This is a genomic window from Variovorax sp. DXTD-1, from assembly GCF_003984625.1.
Classification (GTDB): domain Bacteria; phylum Pseudomonadota; class Gammaproteobacteria; order Burkholderiales; family Burkholderiaceae_C; genus Variovorax.
The window spans coordinates 196,210-211,241 of the sequence record NZ_RWKH01000002.1 but is presented as its reverse complement, the minus strand read 5'-3'; the positions used below and the strand labels follow the sequence as shown (position 1 = coordinate 211,241).

16 protein-coding genes are annotated in these 15,032 nt (G+C 66.1%); all 16 read left to right on the top strand.

Features of this window, described 5'->3' with window-relative positions; translation table 11 throughout:
• The first annotated feature begins 5 nt into the window (after nucleotides 1-5).
• From EJI00_RS03030 to EJI00_RS02955, 16 genes are read left to right on the top strand one after another with little or no spacing between them, the layout of a single operon-like run.
• On the top strand, nucleotides 6-563 hold the full coding sequence (locus EJI00_RS03030; RefSeq protein ID WP_126745984.1) for a hypothetical protein: 558 nt from the start codon (nucleotides 6-8) through the stop codon (nucleotides 561-563).
• Nucleotides 556-1,992: a terminase large subunit gene (locus EJI00_RS03025; protein ID WP_260590434.1), complete on the top strand. Its 1,437-nt coding sequence runs from the start codon at nucleotides 556-558 to the stop codon at nucleotides 1,990-1,992. The genes EJI00_RS03030 and EJI00_RS03025 overlap by 8 nt, the downstream gene beginning before the upstream one ends.
• A 1-nt stretch (nucleotide 1,993) precedes the next feature.
• Nucleotides 1,994-4,162, top strand: a complete 2,169-nt coding sequence (locus tag EJI00_RS03020; protein WP_185868046.1) for a hypothetical protein — start codon at nucleotides 1,994-1,996, stop codon at nucleotides 4,160-4,162.
• Entirely contained in the window at nucleotides 4,159-4,371 is a 213-nt protein-coding gene (locus EJI00_RS03015) for a hypothetical protein (RefSeq protein WP_126745982.1), read from the top strand. The genes EJI00_RS03020 and EJI00_RS03015 overlap by 4 nt, the downstream gene beginning before the upstream one ends.
• A 31-nt stretch (nucleotides 4,372-4,402) precedes the next feature.
• Nucleotides 4,403-5,218 (top strand): hypothetical protein, encoded by an 816-nt coding sequence (locus tag EJI00_RS03010; protein ID WP_126745981.1) that lies wholly within the window; start codon nucleotides 4,403-4,405, stop codon nucleotides 5,216-5,218.
• Between the two features lie 17 nt (nucleotides 5,219-5,235).
• On the top strand, nucleotides 5,236-6,279 hold the full coding sequence (locus tag EJI00_RS03005) for a N4-gp56 family major capsid protein (RefSeq protein WP_126745980.1): 1,044 nt from the start codon (nucleotides 5,236-5,238) through the stop codon (nucleotides 6,277-6,279).
• A gap of 46 nt (nucleotides 6,280-6,325) precedes the next feature.
• Nucleotides 6,326-6,682, top strand: a complete 357-nt coding sequence (locus tag EJI00_RS03000; RefSeq protein ID WP_126745979.1) for a hypothetical protein — start codon at nucleotides 6,326-6,328, stop codon at nucleotides 6,680-6,682.
• 59 nt (nucleotides 6,683-6,741) lie between these two features.
• Nucleotides 6,742-7,188, top strand: a complete 447-nt coding sequence (locus EJI00_RS02995) for a hypothetical protein (RefSeq protein WP_126745978.1) — start codon at nucleotides 6,742-6,744, stop codon at nucleotides 7,186-7,188.
• A 1-nt stretch (nucleotide 7,189) separates the two neighbouring features.
• The gene (locus EJI00_RS02990) at nucleotides 7,190-7,846 is read left to right on the top strand and encodes a DUF6682 family protein (protein ID WP_126745977.1); all 657 of its coding nucleotides are present in this window, start codon (nucleotides 7,190-7,192) and stop codon (nucleotides 7,844-7,846) included.
• A 51-nt stretch (nucleotides 7,847-7,897) separates the two neighbouring features.
• Nucleotides 7,898-9,139, top strand: a complete 1,242-nt coding sequence (locus EJI00_RS02985; protein WP_126745976.1) for a hypothetical protein — start codon at nucleotides 7,898-7,900, stop codon at nucleotides 9,137-9,139.
• Complete coding sequence (locus EJI00_RS02980; RefSeq protein ID WP_126745975.1) at nucleotides 9,136-9,639, top strand: hypothetical protein; 504 nt, start codon at nucleotides 9,136-9,138, stop codon at nucleotides 9,637-9,639. The genes EJI00_RS02985 and EJI00_RS02980 overlap by 4 nt, the downstream gene beginning before the upstream one ends.
• 14 nt (nucleotides 9,640-9,653) lie before the next feature.
• A complete protein-coding gene (locus EJI00_RS02975) occupies nucleotides 9,654-10,094 on the top strand; it encodes a hypothetical protein (protein ID WP_126745974.1) in 441 nt (146 codons plus the stop codon).
• Between the two features lie 10 nt (nucleotides 10,095-10,104).
• The gene (locus tag EJI00_RS02970; RefSeq protein ID WP_126745973.1) at nucleotides 10,105-10,518 is read left to right on the top strand and encodes a hypothetical protein; all 414 of its coding nucleotides are present in this window, start codon (nucleotides 10,105-10,107) and stop codon (nucleotides 10,516-10,518) included.
• Nucleotides 10,519-10,570: 52 nt separating this feature from the next.
• Nucleotides 10,571-12,121 carry a hypothetical protein gene (locus tag EJI00_RS02965; protein WP_126745972.1) on the top strand — a complete coding sequence of 517 codons (1,551 nt, stop codon included), beginning with the start codon at nucleotides 10,571-10,573 and terminating at the stop codon, nucleotides 12,119-12,121.
• A 7-nt stretch (nucleotides 12,122-12,128) separates the two neighbouring features.
• Nucleotides 12,129-13,949: a hypothetical protein gene (locus EJI00_RS02960; protein WP_126745971.1), complete on the top strand. Its 1,821-nt coding sequence runs from the start codon at nucleotides 12,129-12,131 to the stop codon at nucleotides 13,947-13,949.
• Nucleotides 13,946-14,980, top strand: a complete 1,035-nt coding sequence (locus EJI00_RS02955) for a hypothetical protein (protein ID WP_126745970.1) — start codon at nucleotides 13,946-13,948, stop codon at nucleotides 14,978-14,980. The genes EJI00_RS02960 and EJI00_RS02955 overlap by 4 nt, the downstream gene beginning before the upstream one ends.
• Nucleotides 14,981-15,032 lie beyond the last annotated feature (52 nt).

The window sequence follows — 15,032 nt, the reverse complement described above, 5'->3', positions numbered from 1 at the left end:
GGGCCATGGATACCAGCGCCACCAAACCGACAACGCCCGATTGGGTATTGATCGAGCGCGACTACCGCGCTGGCGTCAAGGCTCTCCGCGCTATCGCCGAAGAGCACGGCATCACCCACGCGGCAATCTCGAAGCGAGCCAAGCGCGACCGATGGGAGCGGAACCTCAATCCGCGCATCCAAGCCCGTGCCGACGCGCTGGTCGCCAAGGAGGTGACTAGGCAGAAGCATGCGCACGCGACTGAGCGCCAGGTGGTCGAGGCTGCTGCTTCGGACGTTGCCACCGTGCGCCTGCGGCACCGCGCCTACCTCGACCGGCTGAGCTCGCTTTGCGACGGCTTGACCAAGGAGCTCGAGGCCGAGAACCAGAAGGTCGAGAAAGAGCGCGTGGCTCTGACCGTGCGCACGAAGACCATGAAGACGCTGGTCGACGCGGCCGGCACGCTCATCGGCCTGCAGCGCGAGGCCTACGGCATCAAGATCGAACCGGCCCGCGACGAGAACCTCGCTTCGCTGGCCACCACCGAGCTGCTGAAGCTACGCAAGGAGCTGGGCAGTGCATGACGATCTGCGCGGCGCCATGCTGGCGCAGGTTGAAGCGGAACTCTCCAGGCGTCGGCTCGAGCAGTACAACGCCTATGCAAAACAGCGCGCGTTCCACGCCGCGGGCGCGAAGTACTCCGAGCGTCTTTTCATGGCCGGCAACCAGCTGGGCAAGACGGTAGCAGGGGGCGCCGAGTGGGCGATCCACCTAACCGGGCGATATCCGAGCTGGTGGGAGGGCGCCGTCTTCGAGAAACCCGTCACGCTGTGGGCCGGGTCAGTCACGGGTGAATCGACGCGCGACAACCCGCAGCGCATCCTGCTGGGGCCGCCGGCCGTCTCCGAGGCCTGGGGCACCGGAATGATCCCGGCCGACGCCATCAAGGACTACAGCCGCGCCATGGGCGTGGCCAACCTACTCGATAGCGTGGTCGTGCGCCACGGTGGCGGCGGCGACGTGCAAGCCGGCGAATCGGTGCTCTCGTTCAAGGCCTACGAGAAGGGCCGCGAGAAGTGGCAGGGCCCGACGGTCGACGGCGTTTGGTACGACGAAGAGCCGCCGCTCGACATCTACAGCGAAGGCCTCACGCGCACGAACAACGGGCAACGCGGCCAGTTCTCGCAAATGACGTTCACCCCGCTGTTGGGCATGTCGGCCGTGGTGACGATGTTCCTGCTGCCGGCCAAGGATGCCAGCGCCACCGCGCGCCACGTCACCAACATGACGATTGAGGACGCCGAGCACTACACGCCAGAGCAACGCGAGAAGATCATCGCCAGCTACCCCGCCCACGAGCGCGAGGCGCGCGCGAAGGGTATCCCGACGCTGGGCAGCGGGAGAATCTTCCCCGTCGAAGAGGATGCAATCAAGGTTGCACCGTTCCAGGTGCCCGCGCACTGGCCGCGCATCAACGGCATTGATTTCGGTTGGGACCACCCCACGGCCGCCGTCCAGCTCGCATGGGACCGCGATGTCGATTGCATATACGTGATCCGCGCGCACCGCATGCGCGAGGCCACGCCGGTAATGCACGCCGCCACGATCAAGCCCTGGGGCGCCTGGGTGCCCACCTCGTGGCCGCATGACGGCCTGCAGCATGACAAGGGCAGCGGCGAGCAGCTCGCCAAGCAATACGCGGCTGCCGGTCTGAAGATGTTGCGCGACCGCGCCACCTTCGACGACGGCAGCAATGGCGTGGAAGCCGGCCTCATGGACATGCTCGAGCGCATGCAGACCGGCCGCCTCAAGGTGTTTTCCAACCTGGACGACTGGTTTCAGGAATTCCGCCTCTACCACCGCAAGGACGGAAAGGTCGTCAAAGCGATGGACGACCTGCTAAGCGCCACGCGCTACGCCCTGATGATGAAACGCAAGGCCATCGTGCGACCAGTCGAAGCCTCGACGAGTCGCCGCGGCTGGGAGCCTCTCGATGCTGAAGTCGGATATTGAAATGAACGACACCGAAGACAAGCCCGACGACGCACTGCGCGCGCAACTGCTCACGACCCTGCTGGGCAAGCGCCGCGAGGCCGTGAGCGGGCGCCAGTCCTCAGGCATCGAAACCGACTGGCAAGAGGACGAGGAGCACTACCAAGGCATCGACGATGCCAACCGCCGGTATCAGTCGACCTACCGAATGGGCAACCTGAAGGGCTGGGTGGAAGTCCGTGACTCGGATTCCAAGGCACCGACGCGCTCGGTGGTTTTCCTCAACATCACGCGCCCCTATGTCGACGCCGCGGCGGCGCGTGTGTCCGACATGCTGCTGCCGATTGATGATCGGGCATGGGAGATCCAAGCGACGCCCATTCCCAGGCTCGGGGCCGCCGTGCGCCAGCAGCTCATCGACTTCATGGGCGGCGTGTACGACCAGCAGAAAATGGAGACCTTTGTCCAAGGTCAAAAGGACCAAGCCGACAAGGCGGCCGAGGGCATGCAGCGCGAAATCGACGACTGCCTGGTGGAGTCGAACTGGCACGGTGAGGTGCGCAAGCTCATCGAGGACTCGGCGCGGCTGGGCTCGGGTGTGCTCAAGGGTCCGTTTCCCGTCAAGCAGTCGGGCAAGATCGTTCAGCGGGACGCCACCGGCAGCGTGTCGCAGATCGTCATTTCGGAAATCAAACCGGCCTCAAAGCGCGTCGACCCGTGGAACTTTTTCCCGGACCCGGCCTGCGGTGACGACATCCATCAAGGCGGCTTCACCTGGGAGCGCGAATACCTGAGCCGTCGCCAGCTCCTTGAGATGGTGAGCATGCCCGGCTACGACACCGAGCAGATCAGCGCCGCGCTCAAGGAAGGTCCCTCGCAGACCGGTGCGCGCGAAGCGACCGACGGCACCACGATGCGCCAGGATGAGCAGTGGGAAATGTGGATCTTCTACGGCTACTGCGACACCGAGCAGCTGCGTGCCATGGGTGTGGAAGATATCGAAGGCATCGAGGGCGACAAGATCCCGGCGATGGCCGTGCTGGTGAATGATCGTCTCGTGAAGGTCACGCTGTCGGCACTGGACTCCGGCGACTTCCCCTACGACGTGCTGGCGTGGCAGGCCCGCCCGGGCATGCCGTGGGGCATGGGTGTGGGGCGCCAGATCCGCACGGTGCAGCGCATGCTCAATGGCGCCGTGCGCGCCACCATGGACAACTCGGCGCTGTCGGCGGCTCCGCAGATCATCATCGGTAACGGCGTCACGCCGGCCGACGGCGCCTCAGACCTGAGCCTGAAGCCTGGCCGCGTGTGGCGCCTGAACCCGGATAGCGACGCCTCCGACGTTCGCGCCGCATTCAATGCTTTCGTGGTGCCGTCCGTGCAGGCCGAGCTCATGAACGTGGTCGAGTTCGCCCTCAAGATGGCCGAGGACACCACCGGCATGCCCGCCATGCTGCAGGGCATTCGTGGCGATGCACCCAAGACGCTGGGCGGCATGCAGCTGCAGAACAACAACGCATCGAGCGTGTTGCGTCGGCTGGCCAAGCGCTTCGACGACTACGTCACCCGGCCGCACATCGAGCGCTACTTCGACTGGATGATGCAGCACAGTCCCGACGACTCGATCAAGGGCGACATGCAGGTCGACGTGCGCGCATCTTCGGCGCTGGTGGAACGCGATGCGCAACAGCAGTTCCTCATCCAGATGGCCAGCTTTGTGCGTGATCCGGTTTACGGGGTCGACCCGGCGAAGTACTTTGCCGAGCTGGTGAAGGGGCAGCGCATGGACCCCAAGCGCTTCATGCTCTCTGCCGAGGAGCGGGCCCAACAGAGCCAACGACCACCCGACCCGCTCATCGAAGCGAAGGCAGGTGAGGCCGCGGCGCGTGCCACGCTGCTGGCAGCCCAGACGGAAGAAACGAAGGCCAAGACCGCCACCAAGAACGTGGAGGGCCTGTTCGGCGCGACGCAAGCCGCGCAAAACGTGGCGATGAACCCGAGCATTGCACCTGCAGCAGATGCCATGTGGGCGGCCAGTGGCGGCCAGGACGCCACGCCGAACGATCCCGCGATCCCCGTGGTGGACGTGCCAGCGCTGCCTCCCGAGCACAACACCAACCCGCTCACACCCGCAAACCCGGCCAGTCCGAACGTCGGCGTGAATGCCGGCATTGAAGGTGGCGCGCAATGAAGCTCGAGATCGATCCGCGCTCGCCGACCTGGCGCTTTGTCGAACAGCACGCCACCAAGCGGCTGAACGAGCTGCGCCTACGGAACGACCGCATGAGCATGGGCCCCGACGAGACCGCGCACACGCGCGGCCAGATCTCGGCCTGGAAGGAATTGCTGGCTCTGTCCAATGAGGCAGACCCGGCCCAACCCGCTGGCGATCAGGAATGACCCCCGGCGAAAACCAAGGAGAAGAGTGCAAATGGACCCGGAATTGACGCAGCAGAACGAGCAGGACAACGATGCGGCATTCGCCGCGGGCTTTGCCGGTGTTGCTGGCGGTGCTGAGCCTACCGAAGCCCCCGCGCAGGCCAAGCCTGCAGCCGAGGCCGATGGTGGTGCGCAGCCCGCCGCGACCGGCGCACAGCCCGCAGCTGGTGCCAAGCCTGAGCAGCAGCCCAACGCCGAGGAGCAGCCGCGCATTGCGGGGCTGACCGAAACCGAGGTGCGCACGCTGCTGGGCCGTGTGCCCGAGCTCGAGAGTCAGCTGCGCAAGGTAAACGGCAAGCTGGGTGAATACGGCGGCGTGATCCAGGAACTGCGAAAGGCCCCGGCGAAACCCTCGCTGACGCCCGAGCGGATTCAGGAGATCGAAGCCGCAAACCCGGATATCGCCGCCTACGTCAATGCACGCATGCCCACGAGCCAGGAACCCGCGACCGGCGCAGCCCCGCAGCCACAGACGCTGCCGAGCCAACCGGATCTGCAGGCCGAGCTCATGGACCATTTCCACGAGGGCTGGCGCGAAAAGATCGGGTCGCAGGACTTTCAACTGTGGCTCGCAGCGCAGCCGGACGATGTCCGCAACACGTTCAACTCCACCGAAAAGGCCAAGGAGCTGAGCGCGGTCATCTCCAAATTTGACGCCTGGGGCGCTGCCAAGCAGACGCAACAGGCTAAGAGCAGCGCTCGGTTGCAGAACTCCTTGACCCCCGCCGGCACCCCCGGCAAGGCCAAGACTGCACTGAGCGACAACGACGCATTCGAGGCCGGCTTCAAGTCGGTCAGGGGCCTCTGAGCCCAAGGAGTAAAAACATGAGTGGCTTTACCTACGACTCCCCCGCGGGTCGGATCAACAAGATCAAGGGCGAGATCCTCGCCCACGCAGTCGGCGCCGAGGTGCTCGGCATCACCGGCATGCAGCGTCAACTGCCGCGGAACCAAGGGCAGACGGTCGTGTACCGCCGCTACCTGCCTTTCGGCGCCACGGCGGTGGACTTCAACACGCAGAACCGCCCCAAGGCTGATCCGCTTGCCCACATGCTTACGGAGGGCGTCACGCCTTCGCCCGACAGCTTGGTGCCGGTGGACGTGACCACGCGCATCCGGCAGTACGGTTGCCTCTACCAGCTCACCGACCAGACCGCCGATACCTACGAGGACGACGTGCCGGCCGAGATGAAGAAGCATTGCGGCGAACGCATTGCGCTGGTGCGCGAGATGATCCGCTACGGCGTGCTGAAGGCCTGCACCAACGTGCACTACGCCGGCGGTTCCTCGCGCGCTGCCGTGGCCGCGAAGATCACCCTGGCGATGCTGCGCCGCGTGAGCCGCAACCTGCAAGCCAACCACGCGGATCGCATCACCAGCATCCTGGCGCCCTCGGCGAACATCAAGACCTCGCCCGTCGAAGCCTCGTACCTGGTGTTCGTCCACACCGATGCGGAATCCGACGTTCGCGACATCGCCGGCTTCGTGCCCGTCGCCCAGTACGGCGTGCGCAAGGTGGTCAGCCCCTACGAGATCGGCACGGTGGAGAACTTCCGCTTTGTCACCTCGCCGGAACTGGCCTCCTACCAGAACGCAGGCGCGGCCGTGGGCGCAACCGGCCTGTTCAGCACGGGCGGCAGCAATGTGGACGTGTACCCGTTCATCGTGACTGGCGAGGACGCCTGGGGCCAAGTGGCGCTGCGTGGCGGCGACGCCCTCGACCCGACGTACATCCCGCCGGGCACGAAGGACAAGTCGGACCCGCTCGGCCAGCGCGGCTACATCGGCGCCAAGTTCTACATGAGCAGCGTGCTGCTCAACGAAGGCTGGATGGCGGTCGTCGAGGCCGGCGTGTCGTCGCTCGCGTAAACCTCTTGCGGGGGCCTGAGCGCCCCCGCGCATGAAAGGAAAAATCATGGCTGACAACTCCGCGGGCCAGACCCGCACCCCCGCCCAAGACCCGGGCACTCCCGGCACCGCCGTTGGCAAGATCGTCTTCGACGCCACGGCGTTGACCGCGGCCGATGACCTGTTCATCGACTGCGGTTTCACCCCGCGGTACGTGCGCATCCGCAACACCAATGGTGTGACCATCGAGTGGTACGCGGGCATGGCCGAGGCTTCGGCGTTCAAGCAGGACGCGACCGGCGCAGCCACGCTGTCGGCGGCGGTGGGCATCAAGACCGACCCGCGCGGCTTCCGCGTGGCGCAGAACGCGACGCTGGCGGCCGTAGCGGCGTCCAACACGCTGTACTACCTCGCCAAGGTGTAAACCTCGCGGCCGCCCTGGCTTCGGTCGGGCGGCTCTTCATCGTTCCAAGGAGAAAACGCATGCCCAAGGCCCAACAAGTCGAAGCCGCCACCGAATACATCGGGGCCGATTCCGAGCTCACCATCGGCGAGCGCCACCGCGAAACCGACATCATCGACAAGGTCGTGTCCCTCGACGGCGCCGCTCTGGAAGCCTTCATGAGCGAGCCCGTCAAGATCATCATTTCCGAGTCGTCGGACGAAAACGACCCGCAGCTGGTGCAGGTCGGCGTCAACGGCGTCACCCAGTTCATCGTGCGCGGAATCGAGCAGGTCGTGAAGCGCAAGTATGTCGAGCGCCTGGCGCGTGCGAAGCGCACGGACTACGACCAGACCATCGACGACCGTCTCGGCGAGGCAATGAACAAGCTGCGCCGCCGCAACGCACTTCGCTTCCCGTTCACCGTGCTGGAAGACCGCAACCCCCGCGGGCAGGCGTGGCTGCGCGGCGTCCTGGCCGAGGCCTGAGATGACCCTCGAAGAGTTGATCGCGGCATACCGCGACGAGGCCGACGACCATGCCGATCCGCCGTTCTGCTCCGACTCGCAGCTTGTTCGCTTCGCCAACGAGGGGCAGATCGAAGCGGCGCGCCGGGCGTTCGTGCTGGCCGATTCGACCTCGGCGATGTGCACGATCGGCTATGCAGCCAACGACGAAACCATCACGCTCGACCCCCGCATCCTCCAGGTGCGCAGCGCCAGCATCGGCAACGAAGAGGTGCGACTCAGCACCGTGGAGCAGGTTGGCTGCACGTGGCCTTACTGGCGCACCGACACGGCGCGCAACGTGCCGCTGTATCTGATCCGAGGTCTTGACACTGGCAAGCTGCATCTCTATCCGCGTCCAGCGGTCAGCGGCACCATCCAGTTGGCGGTTTACCGGCTGCCCCTGACGACGCTCGAAAACGATTCGGACGAACCGGAACTTCGGCCCGAATGGCACCAGAGCCTCGTCGATTGGATGCTCTACCGGGCCTACAGCCGCCGAGACAGTGAGCAAATCGCTCCACAGCTGTCGGCCGAAGCACTGGCGCGCTTCGAGGCAGAGTTCGGCAGGAGAACGGGCGCGCGCAATGAAAACTGGTCCCGCAACGGCAGCGTGGCCCATCCGGCGCCGCTGGCCTAACCCCCCTCTAGGATTCGACCCGCGGGAACGCACCGGGAACACTCCCGGTCCATGCGCACCGTAAACCTCGGCTCCTTCTCTCCCGGCGTCAACAACCGCCTGGAGCCGACGCGGCTCGGCCGCACACTGCCGGACCGATCGAAGGCGACATACCTGTCCGCCGGCGACAACATCGACATCACGAGCCGCGGCTTTCTGAAGCGGCGCAGGGGCTACGAGCTGGCCACCTCCGGCGTTGCGGCCCATTCGGTCTGGGGCGATGAGACCGAGGGCTACTGCGCCATCGGCAACGACCTGCTGCACCTGGAGCCAACCGGCAGCGGGCTGGTGCCCACGAGCGTGCTCACGAACCTGCCCGAGCTGACGCCGATCAGCTACGCGCGCATGCCGGACGGTGACGCGGTGTGGTCCAACGGCCAGCGCATCGGGCGCCTGCGCGGCACCAGCGCGCTGCCGCTGGCCACGCCGCGGCCGGCCGTCGCGCCTTCCGTGTCGGTCATCCCGGGCGGCCTGCCCGAGGGCCGCTATCAGCTGGCCTTCACCGAGCTGGGCCCACTCGGCGAGTCGGGCTCCACGCCGCCGGTGGCGATCACGCTGCCCGCGAACGGCGGCCTGCGCATCACCGGCCTGGGCGCCAACACCATGATCTACATGACAGGCCCGAACGGCTCGGTCTTCAACGGCACGTTCGCGGACGGCGGCGACATCGTCTCGCTGTCCAACAACGGCCCGGTGCTGCGCTCGCTGCTGCTGGCCGACATGCCGCCTGGCTCCATCGTGCGCCACTACAAGGGCTCGCTGCTCGTGGCGGCCGGACCGGCGCTACTCATCTCGGAACCGTACTACTACGGCTTGTTTTCGCCCTCGAAGGGCTACATCCCGTTTCCGGCGCCCATCACCGTCGTGGAGCCCTGCGAAGGCGGCGTTTTCGTCTGCGCCGACAAGACCTACTGGCTGGCCGGCGGCCTGCTCGACACCGCGCCGGTCGTGGTGCTGCCCTACGGCGGCCTGCAGGGCTCCGGCGGCTCTGTGCGCACGACGGACGGGCAGGGCACGCAGCAAGCCTTCTGGCTGTCGCCGCGCGGCCTGGTCATCGGCACGCCGGACGGCGCCGCCGCCAACGTGCAGGAGCACGCCCTGAAGTTCGGCAACGCCCGCGCCGGCGCCACGCTGTTCCGCGAGCAGGACGGCGCCCATCACATCCTCTGCGCCCGCCAGGAGCCCGCCCGGCCCGTTGGTGCGGCAGCAGCCTCTTTCGCCGTCGAAACCATCGTCAAGGAAACCGACCTATGAACCCCCAAAAAGCTGGCGTGCTGTATCGCACCCTGTCGTGGAGCCCGGATGGCCGGCTGCTCGCAGAAGATCCGCCCACGCTCAACCGCGTGCCCATGGAAGGGCTCAACTTCATGCTGCGCGTGATGTTCAAGCAGGAGACGGTGCCGCCCGACTGGTACATCGGTCTCTACGAGGGGGACTACACCCCGGACGGCAGCGAGACTGCGGCCACCTTTCCGACCGTCGCGACCGAATGCACGGCCTACACGGGCGCGCGGCAGCCCTTTGTCGATGGCGCGGTGGCGGGCGGTGCCACCAGCAACGCGGCCAGCCTGGCCGAATTCCAGTTCACCGCCGACAAGACGGTGATGGGCGCCTTCATGACCTCCGCGGCCGCCAAGGGCAGCACCAGCGGCGTGCTGCTCAGCGTCGTGCGCTTCCCGTCTCCCAAAGTCCAAGTCAACGGTTCGAAGCTCCAGATCTTCGCCGGCCCGACCGCCACTCCCGTCATTGCCTGAAAGGAATCATCACCATGTCCATCAAACTCTCCACCGGCCTCGTCGATGCCATGCTGGTGTCCAACTCCCTCAAGGCGATCTTCGACGCCGGCAGCGAGATCCGCATCTTCGCGGGCCCGGTGCCGCTGGACGCCGACGCCGCCACCACGGGCGCGACGCTGCTGGTGACCATCAAGAACGGCTCCAGCGGCATCACCTTCGAGGCCACGCCTTCGGGCGGCATCCTCGAGAAGAACCCCAGCGAGACCTGGGGCGGCACCAACGTGGCCACCGGGACGCCGACCTTCTACCGCCACGTGCTGACCGCCGACGCGAACGACGCCAGCTCCACGGCGCCGCGGTATCAGGGCACCGTGGCCGTCGCTGGCGCCGACATGAACCTGACCAACTCGACGCTCACGCTGGGCGCACCGCAGACGCTGCCGGCTCACGCAGTCGCACTGCCGCGCGCCTGAAGGGCTATCGATGATCCCGGCGTGGTGTGACCCGACGAGCGACCCGGCCAACCCTGTGGAGGGGTCGAGCGGTTCGGGCAACGTCGAGATTTCATCGCCGTACTACGCTTCGCTCGCAGGCGACACGACGGGCCTTGTGTCTGGAGATGTGCTCTGGACCAGCCAATGGAATGGGGGCGCGCCCGCGCCCGATTTCTCAGGCACCGGCAGCTTTTCCTATCCGTTCTCGTGCGAGGTCGCCATGTGGAGCGGCATGCCCGCCGATGGGACGCTGACGATCACCTGCTGGATTCATGGGGTCGAGCAGCAGACGCAACTGTTTATCACCTTCAATTCCGCTGCCCAGACCGCCGCCTGGGGCATCAGCGTCCCTTTCACGCCGGAGTTCTGGACCGGGTTCGTCAATACCTACGAGGTCCCCTGATGGGCACGCGGACTGTCGGCGCCCACCCGCATCGCACGCAGGAGCGAACCCGATGAAGCCCGTGCGCTACCGGAACGGTTTCGCCAATCAGGGCGGCATGGATGCGCGCTTTCTGGCCGATTCCTCCGACGTGCCGTTCCTGAAGAAGCGCCACCGGCAGCCGGATGGCAGCACAGTGGTGGCGCACAAGAGGGGAGAGTTCTTGGAAGTGACGCGCGAGGGCCAGGCGCTCGACGGCTTCTACAGTCTGGGCAAGATCGACGGCGTGCAGCGCGTGGTCGGGTCCGCGACGGCGCGGGGCCGCTTCAGGAACCTTGGCGTGTTCGCGGACGGCGGCGCGCTCGCGGGCGTCACGGCGATCCTGAACTACGGCCGCGGCCTGGGTTTCGACCAGTCGGCGACGTTGGTGGGCACCGCATTCGACTTCGACAGCAAGCCCTGCAACATCTTCGAGGTGACCATCCACCGCACGCGCGACGGGCGCGACTTCACGCCGTTCTACAGCTATCTGGCCTTCGCGCCTTTCGACAACAGCACCTTCTTCTCGTACCTGTTCGGCGAAGTCTACGGGGGAGCCAATTCTCCAACCGGCGAGCGCAAAGCCTTCAACAATCACGCTTTCATGCGCCTCAACCAAGTAGGGCAGCACGTCATCGCTTTCATGCGCGACGACGGCACCACGCAGACCTTGGGGAGCACCGTTTTCCTCCCCAACCAGCTGGCGTCGGCCGCCAAGGTCAACCGCATGGCGCCGGGCGTCTATTCGATGATGACCAAGTACCTGCGGCCCACCTACCTCGGCTCGAGCGTCGTGGTGGGCGACTGCCCGGGGTTGGCCTTCTCCTTCTCATTCGACGCCGGGGCGACGTGGACCGCTGCAGCATCGGCCGAGCTGTTTCAGGAGTTCTTCGACACGGTGCCGACGCTGCCGGAATCGGGTTACGCGACGCGCTTCAATCAGGCCGTGAACGCCGCCGCGCTGAACATCGGGCAGCGCAGTGCCAATATCGCCATCGCCTACGCCCTTGTGCCCTACGCCGACAACCCGACCACGGACTACGTGATCTTCGGCAAGGTCAAGCTCGGCATCATCGACGCCGCGGCGCGCACGCTGCTGGGCACATTGACGCTCTTCGACGGCGCGCTGGCCGAGGCCGTGGCCTTCTGGGAGGGCGGCGCCCTCGGCGTGAAAGACGGCATGGCGTTTGTCACCAAGCCGGTGGGCAGCGGTGGCGTGGCCGGCCTGCCCGACGAGCCGGCGCGCATGTTCTTCACCCCCGATGGCGTCAGCGTGGTGGAGATGGGCACCTTTCCGCAGCCCAACTACCGCACCGGCCTGGTGTCGGCGCTGTCGCCCACGCAACTGGTGTGTCCGATGTACGACGGCGAGCACTCTCTCTACGAGTCGCGCGACCGCGGCGCGACCTGGACCAAGCGCGCGGTGCTGACCAGCGCGGGCCCGGTGCCGGTCAACGATCCAGAAAACCGCCTCCTGCAGGACTTCGCTGCGCTCACGTTCCTCCGCTTGAACGGCGTCCCCGCCAATTCGACGCCGGGCACGCCGTGGGCGAGCGACTCGCGAATCGCTGCACCGATCCTTTGAGGCCTCCATGACCAACAAACTCATCCGCATTGGCGCCACCTACACCATCCCCGCGGTGCAGTACCAGCCCGCGCGCCCGGCCTACACCAGCACCGAGACCGTGTACGGTCGCACCACGCCGGCGCAGGCCGGGGGCTGGGTGCTGGCTGCGCGCCAGGTCTTCCCGACCGGGAGCGGCATGTCGGGTGCGTACTATGTGTGGGAGCCCTTGTGGATGCCCGCCGTCCCGGCGTCGCAGGAGGTGTTCAGCACCACCGTGAGCCATCCGGCCACCCCGGAGGTGCAGGGATCGGGTGCACGGCGCATCGACAACCCGCCGCTCGGCTGGACGTCGTTCGCCCGCTCGATCACCTCCATCCGGTCCGGCGTGGCCGGTTTCTCCGCGCGCCAGACGAATGCCGGCGCCGCCATCGGAATGTCGACCTCCATCGACCCGACGCCCGGCTATTCGCACATCACGCACGGGCTGCTGCTGTCGAACAGCACCGTGCGCAACCTGCGCACCGGCGCGGACCTGGGCAGCTTCACCACAAGCGACCTGTTCCAGATGGTCGTGGCGCCGTCCGGCATCACCTTCACGAAGAATGGCAGCCAGATCGGCACCGATCCGAACAGCTATGTGCCGGGCTCGCGGCTCTTCCTGTCGGCCGTGCTCTACGGCGCGCTCGACTATGTTGATAGCCCCTCTCTCGTCGAAGACCCGTCGGGCGAGTCGCTGGCCACCTTTCCGAAGGCCCGCGCGCTCAGCGCCGACTACGACTATTCGGAATCGCTGGCCACGTTCCCGAAGATGCAGGCGGAATCGCTCGAGCCAGAGGGCGGCACCGCGGTGTTCCCCAAGGCCCAAGCCTTCTCTTCGGACACGCTCAATTCTGGCGGCTCGCTCGCGACGTTCCCGCGCGCCTCGGCCTACAGCTACGGCGGCACGCTCGAGGTGGTGCCGGACAGCGAGTCCTATGCCCAGTTCCCGAAGGCCGCGGCGATGTCGCTGCTGCTGGTTGGCGGCACTGGCGAGAGCCTCGCCACCTTTCCAAAGGCTTTCGCCATCTCGGCCGACTACCCCTACGCCGAATCGTTTGCCGCCTTCCCGAAGGCCGAGGCTTACAGCTGGGAAGGCCCGGCCGATGTGGCGTACATGTTCGACGGCGTGGTCTTCGATGTCCCGCTTGCTGGTACATCCATCACGCAGGTAGACGCGCGGGACGCCTTCAATTTCGACATCCCCATGACCGGCACCGCGAGCAGCCTCGCGGACGTGCGGGACGCCTTCTACTTCGACGTGCCGCTGTCGATCGCCGGAGGCCTCGACCTGGCCGACATGCGGGACGCCTTCACCTTCGACCTGCCGCTCACGACGCCCGGCGCCGACCTCGAGGTGCACGCGGTCAACCTCGACGGCTTCGGCAGCACGACGTACAGCAACTATCCCTTCAACAGCTTCGCGCGCATCGGTGACCGCTACTACGGTGCCAAGCTCGACGGCCTGTTTCTGCTCGGTGGCGCTGACGATGCCGGCCAGCCCATCAATGCCGCGATCTGCCCGGGCAATCTCGACTTCGGCAGCCCGCAACAGAAGACCATCTCCGAGGCCTTCATCGGTGCCGCGTCCAAATGCCCGCTGAAGCTCAAGGTCGCAGTGCCTGGCAGCGAGTTCGAGTACGCGGCCGAGACCCATTCGGACGAACTAAAACAGCACCGCTTCAAGCTCGGCAAGGGCCTGAAAGCGAACTACCTGATTCCCGTTTTCTACAACCAGGATGGCTCCGACTTCGAGGTGGACAGCCTCGAGTTCGAAGTGGCTGACCTCTCTCGAAAGATTCGCCCATGACCACGCCCATCAATCCAGGCGACATCGTCTCGGTTCCAGATCCGAGCACCGGCGGCGCCGGAGCACCCGTCGTCACGTCGCAGATCATCAATGCGAAGTGGCGCAACGCGGTCATGCTGCTGAACGCATCTTCCGAGCGGGCCGACGACGCCATCGCAATGACCGACCCGGCGCCACAAGCGCCTCTCGTCGAGCTCGACACCAGCTACCTGATGCCGATCAAGCCGGTGTTGCCCGACAACAATCCAGCGGACGCCAAGGCGATCTTCGACGACGCCCGCGCCGACATCCACGACGAGATCACCACGGGGTTCGTGGATTACCTGCAGACCTACTTCCCAGACCGGTCCTACTTCGACAACGCCATTGCTTGGATCAACCGGGCTCTGACCACTGGTGGAACCGGCGTGAATGCCGCTGTGGAAGCCCAGATCTACGAGCGCGGCCGCTCGCGCCTCAGCATCGAGGCCATGCGCGCGAAATCCGATCTCATGCAAGGCTTCGCAAACCGTGGCTTCCCATTGCCACCGGGGGCGCTTCTGCACGCTACGCAGCTGGTCGATCAAGACATGCGCGACAAGCTGGCCGAGCAAAGCCGCGACATCAGCATCGAGGCCTTCCGAGCCGAACTGGAGAACGCACGCTTTGCCGTGCAGCAGGCGCTGGACCTGTGGATGAAGGCCATTGCCAGCGCCGGCGACTACATCCGCACGCTGCTGCAGGGCGACCAGGTCGCGGCCAGCCTCGCCACGGCCATGGTGAGCGTGCGCAGCGATCTGGCGCGCAACCTCGTGGCGCTCTACCAGGCCGAAAGCGCAGCGCTCGAGCCGCGCGTGCGGCTGGCCATTGCCGATGCTCAGATCAAGCAATCGGGCAACGAGGCGAACTTGCGGTCGAAGAACCAGACGCTGAACGACCGGGCACAGGCAGCCATTGCAGCGCTGACTTCTACGACCCAGGTGGCAGCGGCATCGCTGAACGGCATCAACGCCGGCGCGAGCGTCAGCGGAAACGATTCGTCGCAGGTTTGATCGCACCCCAGTAGGGATTGGCGCAGGGCATGCGCGCCGGCAAAGTCCGACC